This window comes from Prevotella sp. oral taxon 299 str. F0039, from assembly GCF_000163055.2.
Taxonomy (GTDB): domain Bacteria; phylum Bacteroidota; class Bacteroidia; order Bacteroidales; family Bacteroidaceae; genus Prevotella.
Window position 1 is genome coordinate 229,428 of sequence record NC_022124.1, and the last position, 12,392, is coordinate 241,819.

Below are 12,392 nucleotides of genomic sequence, written 5' to 3' on the forward strand. Positions count from 1 at the left end.
GCAAAGGTAATGTATAAAAATTAAACTACCAAATTATTTTGCTATAATTTTACGTGCAAATTCAATTAAAGTGTCTTTTTTGCGTTGCAAATCCTCCATTTTTAGGCTCACATTGTGGTGCGGTTCAATTCCGAACTCAGTAGTTTTTTGCTCAGAATCGTATGACGGGATAGCAGAAAAACGCACCGACCAGCCATTAGGCAGCTCGTTAGAGAAAGGCATTCCCGCCCCTCCGCCAGTTTTATCTCCTATAATTGTAACGTTAGGAAGGTTCTTCATATATTTCACAAACTCGTTGGCAGCACTATAAACACCACGATTGGTGATAACAACAACAGGCTTTTGCCATCTAATGCCATTGCTAGGAGTGAGATATTGCGCCTGAAGTGGAGAGAAATCTCGATGTCCCTTACCCGTTTTGTGGCGAATATAGCCCACCAACACCTTTTTATTAGTGAAGCGAGCTGCAAGTTGTTCGGCTGCAGTAACTAAGCCACCGCTATTGTCTCGAAGGTCTATAATTAGTCCTTTGCATGCTAATAGATAAAAAAACACATGATCTAGATTGCCTTCGCCCTTGCCACTTGCAAACGAGGCACAACGTATGTAGCCCGTGTTGTCGGTGAGGATGCGATAGTAAAAACCTGCCGCAATTTTATAGTTCGTCCCTAAATAGTTATCGATGAGTTCTTGTGAGAAGTTCGAAGGGTAGTTTTCACGCCATGCCCAGTATCTTCCCATGTCGAAAGCACTGTATAAATTGACATGACCATCACGCAATTCCGATAGCATATTACTAAGAAGTTCAAACTCTTGCGCCTTTGTTAGCGGCATAGATGCCGTGGGAGCATATCGCTTATACACCTCGTTCCAATCGAGTCCGTATTCCTTTTGCTTCTCATCAAAAAAGCAATAATGCTCGTTAATGATGTTCCACAAAGCCTCGAAATTGCCCTTTGTGGTGTTAGGTGGCTCGTTGTTGTCGATACAAGAGGCGAAACAAAAGCATAAAAGCAACAAAATGCAGATGCGAGATGTTATTTTTGAAATCATGGTTGCAATGAAATAAACTTGAAGTGTTTTACAATTCCAATTGAGAGGGCATGACTATAGGTGTGCGACTTGATGTTATTGACGTTCCATTGTAAATAGTTGCCCACATAACCAATGCGTACTTGGGTTTTGAATAGCATGAAATCGAGTGATAACATTTGTCGAAGAGATGGCTTGTTGATGGGGTGTGTGAACACCATGTTATGGTCGTAGTTACCTTGTGTGAACGCTTCGTAGTAGGATTGACTATAGTTTGGGCAAAACATAAGTCCTATTAATGGTGAAAAAGCTTGATAATTCACCGCCATTGGGTGCTTGCGTAGAAAACGAAAGCGATAGGTGCATGACACAATAGGACCGATATTGAAGTCTGCAAGGGCTTGTGCTGGGTTGTTGCTGTTGCGAGTGTTATAGATAACGCCAAGCGAAGAGTCGATCAAGCCACCACCTCTTATAATAAGGTTGTTATCTAAAAAAGTCCATTTATGCAGTTTGCCCCATTCAATATTATAGACGGCATAAAGCTCAGAACCCGTGTCTTGCTTGTTTAGGGTGCGTGCTATAGCGGCTTGGTGCATGATGTTGGTGCTCCAATCGCAATAGCCTCGTTCTCGAGTGGTGTGTGAAATAAAACGTAACTCCGTTCCTCTATACTTTTGATTAGATAGATAGGTGTCTAGTAGCTCAAGATTTCCAATGGCAAACGAGTGTGCATTGGTGATGAGCTTTTGTTGATTTAAGGCGTTAGAATCGTTGATGTTCAATATTTTTTCTTGCGCTTTTGCATTAGAAAAAAGCATGCAAAAACACAAGAAAAGATTAGCTTTCAGTATTTTCTTCATCATTAAAGAGATTGAGTTGTCCTGTTATTTCATCGATAACATCTTGTTGACTCTTTCCTTTGTCGGGGTCTAAATTCTCAGAAAGGCTATCTTGTTCGTTTATTTCTTCATTGCTTAGAGCATCATCTTCTTGCTCTTCTTCATTGACAATAGGCTCGAGTAGTTCAACAGAATCAATGCTCCAAGTGGCAATGCGTTTTCCTTTAGCCTTAAATCCCTTTACAGAAATAAACTCATTTACATCAATTTCTTGCTCTCCTCTGAATGCATCTTCGCCACCATAAGTAACCTTTACACGTGGATTCTTTTGGTCGGTGAGGACAATTAACTTGTTGTTAGGATTCTCTCCAACAAAATTTTGATGTCGTTTAGTTGCCTCCATGTTAAAGCGTTTGATGTAATGATAATTGTTATTATCTGCATCAATCAGCACAAGCGACCATACCTTGTGTTCGTTCCACTTCTCAATTATAAGAATATTGTCTTCGTAATGGTTGTTAGCATCAAAGTTGGTGATGTAGAACTCGCCATTATCAAGGACGATAAGTATAGAATCTCCTTCGTTAAACTCGCCCAATAGTTTTCCGTGTTCATCATAATTAAGGCGGTTAACATCTGGGTCGAACCACACTTTTCTGCCTCCTAAAGTGCTATGTCCGTGGCTCTTCAATCCAATTCGTTGAATGTTGAACTTAGTTAAGAGGTTTCCTTTGGCTGCTCTTCCTTTGATTAAGATGTCAGAGAAATCTTTTTCTATAAAGATATTACCTTTTTTAGACGCAGGATCTAAAGTGACTTTGATGACCTCTGCCTCTCCATTTGGATTTGCAGTGAAGTACACAACCTTCGAATGAGGGGTGCCATTGGTGAGGTTGTAGTCACGTTCTCGGGTCATAGAAGTAACATTAAAACGTTTAATGTAATAAGGACCCTTCTTGCCATCACGATAAACAGCATTGTAAATGGTGCGCTTATCATTCTTCTTAAATACCTGAACGTGTAGCACATTCTTACCAACGAAAATCTTTTCAGCCACCTTTATAATCTTGTACAATCCATCTTTGTAGAAAATAATGATGTCGTCTATGTCCGAACAGTTACAAACAAACTCATCTTTCTTGAGTGAAGTGCCAATAAAACCATCTTGTCTGTTGATGTAAAGCTTTTCGTTAGCCTCTACAACCTTTGTTGCTTCGATGGTATCAAAGTTTCTTATTTCCGTTAAACGATGATGATCTTTGCCGTATTTCTCTTTTAAGAAGGTGAACCACTCAATGGTAACATCCACCATGTGAGCCAGTTTATAGTCGATATCTTTAATCTCTTGCTTCATTTTAGCAATGAGTTCCTCGGCTTTTTCCTTATTAAACTTCAAGATTCTCTGCATCTTTATTTCTAAAAGATGCAAGATATCGTCACGGGTTATTTCACGAATAAAGTCCTTCTTAAAAGGCTCTAATCGTTCATCAATGTGCTTAATGGCTGCATCTACGTTAGCTGCTTGCTCAAATTTCTTATCTTTATAGATTCTTTCTTCAATGAAAATGCTTTCCAACGATGCAAAAAATAGTTGAGAAAGGAGTTCGTCTTTACGTATTTGTAGCTCCTTTCTAAGAAGTCCCATCGTTGAGTCTACGCTGTGACAAAGTACCTCACTCACAGTCATAAAGCGTGGTTTCTGATCTTCAATCACGCAACAATTGGGCGAAATGTTCACCTCGCAGTCGCTAAATGCGTATAAAGCGTCAATCGTTTTGTCAGAAGAAACACCACTTGCAAGGTGAATTTGAATTTCAACTTCAGCGGCAGTGTTGTCGTCTACCTTCTTTGCTTTGATCTTTCCCTTGTCAATAGCCTTTAAGATAGAATCGATAAGCGATGTGGTGGTTTTGCTATAAGGAATTTCTCGTATAACAAGTGTTTTGCTATCTAGCTTTTCAATCTTGGCACGAACTTTGATACTACCACCTCGAAGACCATCATTATACTTGCTAACATCTATAGATCCGCCAGTGGGAAAGTCGGGATAAAGTTGAAATTCCTCTCCTCTTAGGTAGGAAATAGCCGCTTGGCATATCTCATTGGGGTTGTGTGGGAGTATTTTTGACGACAAACCGACCGCAATTCCCTCAGCTCCTTGAGCCAAAAGAAGTGGAAATTTAGCAGGAAGTGTGATGGGTTCTTGGTTTCTTCCGTCGTAACTTAGTTGCCAATTGGTTGTTTTAGGGTTAAAAACAACATCTAAAGCGAATTGAGAAAGACGTGCTTCAATGTAACGAGGCGCAGCAGCTCGGTCGCCAGTGAGTATGTTTCCCCAGTTACCTTGCATGTCAATGAGCAGATTTTTCTGTCCCATTTGCACCAAAGCGTCGCCAATTGAGGCATCACCATGTGGGTGAAACTGCATAGTATGACCAACAATGTTAGCCACTTTGTTATATCTTCCGTCGTCCATGCGCTTCATAGAGTGCAAAATACGACGTTGAACGGGTTTAAGTCCATCTTCAATGTGTGGCACGGCACGTTCTAATATAACATAAGAAGCATAAGCTAAGAACCAACCTTGATACATTCCGCTGAGGTGATGCACTGCAGATGCATCAAGACGGCTCGCTGGTGTGTAGTCGGAATGACTCTCGTTATTTATTAGTTCTTCTTGATTCTCGCTATTGTTGATATCGTCGTTGTAATTACTCATGCTACAAATGAAAAGCTATTAGTTAACTCTAATTTAACGCAAAAATACAAAGAATATCCGAAAAAAAGGCTTAACTTTGCCCAATAATTTAATTTTTAGAACTGCAATGGCACAAGAAGATATTTTTAAGAAGATTATTTCGCACTGTAAAGAATACGGTTTTGTTTTTCCAAGTAGTGATATTTACGATGGTTTAGGAGCCGTATATGATTATGGACAGAATGGAGTTGAACTTAAAAACAATATCAAAGAATATTGGTGGAAGAGCATGGTGCTCCTTCATGAGAATATTGTTGGAATCGACTCGGCTATCTTTATGCACCCAACGATATGGAAAGCATCAGGACATGTCGATGCATTCAACGACCCTTTGATTGATAATAAAGACTCAAAGAAACGCTATCGTGCAGACGTTTTGATTGAAGATCAAATCGCAAAATACGAAGAAAAGATTGATAAAGAAGTGGCTAAGGCAGCAAAACGCTTTGGAGAAAGCTTCGATAAAGAGAAGTTCTTAGAAACAAATGCACGTGTATTGGAGCTAAACGAGAAGAAAAATGCTCTTCACACACGTTATGCTGAGGCTATGCAGGCGTCTAATTTAGAAGAACTTAAGCAGATTATCATTGATGAAGAGATTGTAGATCCTATTAGTGGAACAAAGAACTGGACCGATGTTCGTCAGTTTAACCTTATGTTCTCTACTGAGATGGGTTCAGTTTCAGATGCTGCAAACAAGATATATTTGCGTCCAGAAACAGCTCAAGGTATCTTTGTTAACTACCTAAACGTACAAAAAACAGGTAGAATGAAATTGCCATTTGGTATTGCTCAAATAGGTAAAGCATTCCGAAACGAAATCGTTGCACGTCAATTCATCTTCAGAATGCGTGAGTTTGAACAAATGGAAATGCAGTATTTCGTTAGTCCTGGCACTGAATTAGAGCACTTTAATAAGTGGAAAGAGCTAAGAATGAAGTGGCATCAAGCACTTGGTTTTGGTGCAGAAAACTATCGTTTCCACGATCATGAGAAGCTTGCTCACTATGCAAATGCCGCTACTGACGTTGAATTTAAGATGCCATTTGGTTTCAAAGAAGTTGAAGGTGTTCACTCAAGAACCAACTTTGACCTTTCACAACACGAGAAATTCAGTGGTAAATCAATTAAATATTTCGATCCACAAACCAACGAAAGCTATGTACCTTACGTGATAGAGACATCTATTGGTGTTGATCGTATGTTCCTTTCAATCATGTGTCACGCTTATACAGAAGAGGCATTAGAAAATGGAGAAACACGTGTTGTGTTGAAACTTCCTGCTGCATTGGCTCCTGTTAAGTTGTGTGTGATGCCTCTAGTGAAGAAAGATGGCTTGCCAGAAAAGGCTCGTGAGATTGTTGATAGCTTGAAATTCCACTTCAATTGCCATTACGAAGAAAAAGATTCAATCGGAAAACGCTATCGGCGTCACGATGCAATAGGTACTCCTTATTGTGTAACTGTAGACCATGATACATTGAAAGACAACAAAGTTACTTTGCGTTTCAGAGATACAATGGAGCAAGAACGTGTTGATATTTCAGAACTTCGCAATATAATTGAAGACAAAGTGAGCATCGTTAGCTTGCTAAAGAAATTACAATAAATAAAAAAATAAACCATTGCCACTATGGCTTTGGTTTATTTTTTTGCTCTTTTTTAGGCGGATAGCAATCGCTTTCAAAATCAAAGGCAAGTTGAAAGGAAACTATAATTGAAGAGATAGAACCCTTTGGGCATTGCCCTTATAAAGAATAAAAGCTAAACTTTTACATAGGAAGATAAGAACAAGCAAGTAGGAGTGAATCCCTCTCAGATCTTATCATAATGTAAGAGTTTAGCTTTTTTATTGTTATCTCATTTAAGAGGGAATAGCTTTCATTCCCCTTTTGATATTTATCTCGATTGAATAGGAATTAATAGAACAATCGAATTAAAAAGTTTCCGCCCAAAACAAGCCAGATGTAAAGGAAGAAAGCCAAAAGGAAAGGACGTAAGCCCGATTGCTTAAACTTAGCAAAGGTAGCATCTAAACCAATAGAAGTCATAGCCATTGTAAGTGCAAAGGTGCCAATAAGATTGATAATCTTCGTGACTTCTGTATATATACCATTCCAACCACCTGAAGTAGATAGCGATGTTAATATTGAGTTGAGCACAATAACACCCATAAAATAAAAGGCAAACCAAGGAATTGTGATGCTTTTCAAGCTATTTCCTTTGGCAATAGAACTACCAGAGCGCACTATTATGCTCAAACATAATAGCACTGGTGCCAACATCATTACTCTGATCATCTTTGTTATCGTAGCCGTTGCCGTAATTGCGGGTGTCATCGCCGTACCTGCACCTAGCACATGCGCCACTTCATGAATGGTAGAGCCTGTGTAAACGCCAATGGCTTCGGCAGAAAAACTATGAAATAATCCCATTCTATAAAGCAAAGGGTAGAGGAACATAGATAAAGTTCCAAATAAAACTACCGTTGCAATAGCTACAACCGTTTTGTGCTTGGGGGCTTGAAGCACAGGTTCGGTAGCCAAAACCGCTGCGGCTCCACAAATGGCACTACCAGAAGAGATGAGCAAACGCTCGTCTTTGTCTAGTTTTAGCCAGCGTCCTAGGGCATTACCCAATAAGAGTGTGCCACAAACAATAATGCAATCAATAGCAACAGCTTTGGCTCCCATCACAAATAAGGCGTTGAGAGTGAGCTTAAAACCATAAAGAACAATACCAGTGCGTAAGAAATGTTTACTTGCTAACGCCAAACCACCATCCCATTCTTTTGGAAATAGAGGACGAACACTATTGGCTAACAGCATACCCACAACCACACCGAGGGCAATTGCACTAAGTTTTATGCTTTCAAAAAAAGGTAATTGTGCCAAGAAAGTGATGCCTAAGGCAAGTAAAGCCACAATAAATAGTCCCATATAAGGGGTGTTAATAAGTCTTTTCATTTATTCTTGAATTAATATAAATGTATGTTTTGTGTGCAAAGGTAGCTTTTTTTTAGGAAGAGCTTTTATTATAGTGGGAATAAAGACCGTAGAAATATTGTAAAATGTAAGATATTTATCTTTTTATGTATTTCAGATGCATTAAAAGAGCATAAAAACGCCTTTCTTATAGATAAAAAAGTGATAAAAGTTCGTTTTTTAATTCTTTATACTTAACTTTGCTTCGAAATACAATTCGTTAAAGTTTTTAATAATGTTCTATTGCGTTTTAGAGCTATTATAGCATAAAATGTGTTGACATGGTAGAAACTTTATTGTAAAATAACCATAAAGCGAGTATTATTTGCTCATAAAAAAGAATACAATAAATGAAGAAGTACACCTTATTATATAGTCTGTTATTTTTTGTGGTATGTTTGTTTGTTACTAGTTGTTCTAATGATATCATAGATGAAAAAGAATATCCCAACTGGAAAGCAACCAATGAGGCTTTTTTTAGCAAGACACTTTCGCAAGCAAAGACAAGTATCTCAAAGGGAGATAAAGCATGGAAGATATTTAGAAACTGGACACTTCCTGGTTTAGATACTAACTATAAAGTGACAGACAATGAACAGGTGGTGGTGAAAGTGCTTAAAAGTGGAAGCGAAACACAGCATCCGTTATCTACAGATAGTGTGTTGGTGGCTTACAGAGCACGCCTTCTTCCCTCAACAACTTACCCTAATGGATGGGCTTTTATGCAGACTTACATAGGTGGTTATAACGCAAAAACAAATGGTTCTATTATTCTTCCAGTTGTAGGAACAATTATTTCGAATAAAAATACACGTGTAGCTTTACCAGAAGGTTATTCAACTGCCATTCAACAAATGGTTGTTGGAGATAGATGGGAAGTGTATGTACCAGCAAATTTGGGCTTCGCTTCTTCTGCAATAGCATCTATTGGAATCCCAGAATACAGTACAATCATATACGATATCACGCTGTTAGAAATTAACCCAAAGAAAAGTATTCGATAATACTATAGTATAAAATATAGAACGAGAGTCTCTTCGCATAACAAAACAAAGGTGCAAAGAGGCTCTCTTTTGTATTCTTTTGATTGAGATACTTTGTTTTGATAATTGAAAGAGGTGGAGAGTGGGTTAGTTGAGTAGATGTAAAGTGAGCTTGCAAGAAAGAGGTGAAGAACCTTTCCCGTTCGTTTGGGTGGTGTTTTCAATAGCTTCTGTCATCAGAACTCAAAGTAGATCGAGAGCAACAATATTTATCTTCTCTTTCAAAAGCATAGCTTTTGTGATGTAAAAACGTTGCTTTTGTGATAGAAAAACAATGCTTTTGCGACACAATATCACTCCTTTTAAATCGATACTTTTCAAACTCCCTGTTTTAATCAGTTGCAATCTTCATTCTTAGTGGCTTTATTCGCTTTAATATCTTAAAGTTCTAGCTTGTTATTTTAGATGCTTTGATGTATGTCAAAAATAACTTGTTTAATAGAAAAAAAGAGATAAAAACACTTGCTGTGTGCGCAAACATTCTTATCTTTGCATCACTAAAGGTTAGTAATAAAAGCCAATAGGAATTGAAGTCGGGTAAAAAAGACTTGTATTTAGAGATTAACAATAGCATCGTGAGATGCAGATGAAATAAATATAAAATTATTTTATAATTTAGGTTTAAAGTTTTAAGATTGTTTAGGTAGATTATTAAGGCAGGTTTCCATAAGTAAAATAGATTGCTTTTCAACGGATATAACAACATTAGATTAGAGAGAAAGAAGAAAATAGAAACCCCAAAAGGTAGAAGTTTACAGCTAACATATCAATAAAATGTTACTGTTAGGACTGAATAGATAAAAAGGAAAAGGATAATATCAAAAGAAGGGTTCAACCTTCTCACTGCATAAAAGCAGTGTTTGTTTGAAAAGAATACCGCTGAGGTGTTAAAATAGAACTATAACGAAAGATATTTCAATGTTCTAGAGGCATAAATAAATGTCGTAACAACCTTGAAAGGGTATTTAAGAAATAGTTGAGAGATGCGATACCATAAAATGGGTATCGTTTTTTCTTGTATAACTATTTCGTTTAAAGTTATATTAAATAATAAAGTACAATAAAGTAATAGTACCATAGGGTTATGTTTAATAGGGGAAAGAACGACGTCCTACTTACTTCTATACGTGAAGGAAAAACGCTTTCACAAGCCGATAAAATAAATTTAGTTATCAGTTTGAGTGTGCCCAGCATACTTGCACAGATAACTAACGTGCTTATGTTTTATATTGACACTGCAATGGTGGGAGCTTTAGGAGCTAAAGCATCGGCTTCGGTGGGTCTAGTTCAGGCTCCAACGTGGCTTTATAGTGGACTAACAACAGCTACAGCGTTGGGCTTTTCTGTGCAAGTTGCACACTTTGTAGGCTCTGGCGACTTTGAAAAAGCACGTCAGGTGGCACGGCATGGTGTTGTTGCTACTTTTTTATTGAGTCTTGTTGTCACCCTTATTGGGGTGGGAATATCACCCTCTTTGCCCTTTTGGTTGCGTGGAGGTAGTGATATTGCAGTTGATGCAAGTACTTATTTCACTATCTATACTTTGGCATTGCCCTTCCTTCAGTTAGGAGTTCTTTCTACAAACTTGTTGAAAAGTACGGGAAATATGGTTGTTCCGAGCGTAATTAGCGTGATGATGTGCGTGCTCGACGTTGTTTTTAACTACATATTTATCTTTATTTTCAACATGGGAGTAGCGGGTGCAGCACTTGGAACATTGCTTTCTATAGTTATTGCCGCAAGTAGTGAAACGTGGTTTGCCTTCTTTCGTTCTTCAATACTTGCTGCAAAACACAGTAAAGAACGCTTTGTTTGGCGTTGGTTGTATATTAAACAAGCCCTAAAAATAGGCAGTCCGATGGCAGTTCAATATATTCTTATGATCTCTGCACAAATCGTTAGTACAATGATTGTGGCACCTTTAGGCAACTTTGCCATTGCAGGTCACACCTTTGCGATAGCTGCAGAGAGCTTATGTTATATGCCCGGAATTGGTATTGGCGAGGCTGCAACAACCCTAGTGGGTCAGAGTTATGGAGCAGGACAATATAAATTGTGTCGAAGTTTTGCACGAATCACCGTTTCGTTGGGTATGATTGTGATGGCATTCATGGGTTTAATAATGTTTATTTTCGCTCCAGAAATGATTGGCTTCATGTCTCCAGTGCCCGAAATACGTGTGCTTGGCGTGCAATCTCTTCGTATTGCATCTGTAGCCGAGGTGATGTTTGCAGCTTCTATCGTAGGAAATAGCGTGTGTGTAGGTGTTGGCGACACATTGAAGCCAGCCGTGATGAACCTTTTAAGTATGTGGGGGCTTCGCTTAACACTAGCTGCTTGCTTGGCTCCAATCTATGGTTTGAAAGGCGTTTGGATTGCAATGTCTATCGAATTGACTTTTAGAGGGTTGTTATTCTTGTTGCGCTTGAGCAAAGGAAAGTGGATGAAACTGGCTCCGGAAGGAGTGTAATGGTCTCTTTAAGTACTTCTGCTTTCATTTCATAACTATTAAATTATCTCAAAAGAGAAACCTTTTATTTGGTTTTTTACGTTAAATATTGTTTCTTTGTATATTGGAAACGTTGATGATTAATTATAATATAACGAGATGGGATTAAAGAAAACACTTTCTTCTTTATATATAAAGGTATTACTACTTGCACTTCCTTTCATTGTATGTGTGGGAGTTTATATTTATAATGACCCCTTTATGGTGATCAAACACTATGATGATTACGATCATCCTGTGGTGATGATACAGAGTGAAGGTCCTATTGGTTGGTATAAATACAAGAATTATCGAGACACAATGCACTACGACTCATTCATTATGGGTTCGTCTTGCACTATGTCATTTCAAAGTTCTGAATGGAAAAAATATATCAAAGGAAGTCCCTTTCGCTTATTTAGTAATAGCGAAGGATTGGGTGATATGCTGTTAAAGTTAGAGGCATTAGATCGTCAACCCAATCAACCCATTAAAAATCTCTTAATCATTACAGAGCCAGTGATGCTGAATCTCACCGTAGAACAACGTGGAGTGATGCATATTATGCCTCCCGAAGTGAGTGGAAGAAGTGTTGCCTATTATCAAACAACATTCTTACAGGGATTTTTCCGTGAAGATTTTTTTGGCGCATATATGACCTATCTATTTAAAAATAAATATGATAGTAGTATGAATCATATTATTAATAATGTAGGACAGAGTCGCACTCGTTACACAAACGATGAGATTTTGCATGTTGAAAACAAGCTAGATTCGCTTGGAAAGAAATTCTATGAAACTCCAGACTGGCATAAGTTGCGTGCAAATCTCAAACCTGCATATGTGAGAGAACCTATTCTTAAAGCACCACAAAAAGAATGTTTGTTGCAAATTCAACGTATTTGTAAGAAGCATAAAACTAATGTTAAGCTTGCAATAGGTCCAGAATTGAAACGTGGGTATTTAAATCCTGCAGATGTAAAGCTCTTGAAACAGATTTTTGGAGCAAATAATGTGGTGAACTATAACGATGCAGCGCATAGTGAATTTGCTCATTATTCGTATTTTTATGACCCTGCTCACTATAATACAAAGGTTGGTTCAAAGATATTATACGATTTATATCGCAATGATAAAACCAACTAAGTGGGTGATAAAGGGAGTAAAATACAAATAGATACAGAACGAAACTGACGTAAGCATATTATTGTGCTAAGAAATATTTACCATATAATTGTTTTTTAT

At 37.9% G+C, this 12,392-nt stretch carries 8 protein-coding genes; 4 read left to right on the forward strand and 4 right to left on the reverse strand.

The window, feature by feature from the left end:
- Positions 1-33: 33 nt before the first annotated feature.
- The 3 genes from HMPREF0669_RS00910 to HMPREF0669_RS00920 are packed head-to-tail and all read right to left on the reverse strand — an operon-like array spanning position 34 to position 4,593.
- Positions 34-1,053: a S41 family peptidase gene (locus tag HMPREF0669_RS00910; protein ID WP_009228862.1), complete on the reverse strand. Its 1,020-nt coding sequence runs from the start codon at positions 1,051-1,053 to the stop codon at positions 34-36.
- On the reverse strand, positions 1,050-1,898 hold the full coding sequence (locus HMPREF0669_RS00915) for a DUF3316 domain-containing protein (protein ID WP_020967897.1): 849 nt from the start codon (positions 1,896-1,898) through the stop codon (positions 1,050-1,052). Before HMPREF0669_RS00915 ends, HMPREF0669_RS00910 begins: the two co-directional genes overlap by 4 nt.
- Positions 1,873-4,593 (reverse strand): DNA gyrase/topoisomerase IV subunit A, encoded by a 2,721-nt coding sequence (locus tag HMPREF0669_RS00920; protein ID WP_009228864.1) that lies wholly within the window; start codon positions 4,591-4,593, stop codon positions 1,873-1,875. Before HMPREF0669_RS00920 ends, HMPREF0669_RS00915 begins: the two co-directional genes overlap by 26 nt.
- A 106-nt stretch (positions 4,594-4,699) precedes the next feature.
- Here HMPREF0669_RS00920 and HMPREF0669_RS00925 point away from each other — a divergent pair, with 106 nt between their 5' ends.
- Complete coding sequence (locus HMPREF0669_RS00925) at positions 4,700-6,241, forward strand: glycine--tRNA ligase (RefSeq protein WP_009228865.1); 1,542 nt, start codon at positions 4,700-4,702, stop codon at positions 6,239-6,241.
- Positions 6,242-6,551: 310 nt separating this feature from the next.
- On the opposite strand, the gene HMPREF0669_RS00930 is transcribed toward HMPREF0669_RS00925, so the two are convergent.
- Positions 6,552-7,598, reverse strand: coding sequence for a YeiH family protein (locus HMPREF0669_RS00930; RefSeq protein ID WP_009228866.1), 1,047 nt, complete (start codon positions 7,596-7,598; stop codon positions 6,552-6,554).
- Between the two features lie 368 nt (positions 7,599-7,966).
- Between HMPREF0669_RS00930 and HMPREF0669_RS00935 the strand changes: the two genes are divergently transcribed.
- The 3 genes from HMPREF0669_RS00935 (at position 7,967) to HMPREF0669_RS00945 (ending at position 12,293) form a co-directional block, all read left to right on the forward strand.
- On the forward strand, positions 7,967-8,620 hold the full coding sequence (locus HMPREF0669_RS00935; RefSeq protein WP_009228867.1) for an FKBP-type peptidyl-prolyl cis-trans isomerase: 654 nt from the start codon (positions 7,967-7,969) through the stop codon (positions 8,618-8,620).
- 1,123 nt (positions 8,621-9,743) lie between these two features.
- Entirely contained in the window at positions 9,744-11,129 is a 1,386-nt protein-coding gene (locus tag HMPREF0669_RS00940; RefSeq protein ID WP_009228868.1) for an MATE family efflux transporter, read from the forward strand.
- Positions 11,130-11,267: 138 nt separating this feature from the next.
- Positions 11,268-12,293, forward strand: coding sequence for a hypothetical protein (locus tag HMPREF0669_RS00945; protein WP_009228869.1), 1,026 nt, complete (start codon positions 11,268-11,270; stop codon positions 12,291-12,293).
- Positions 12,294-12,392: the final 99 nt, after the last annotated feature.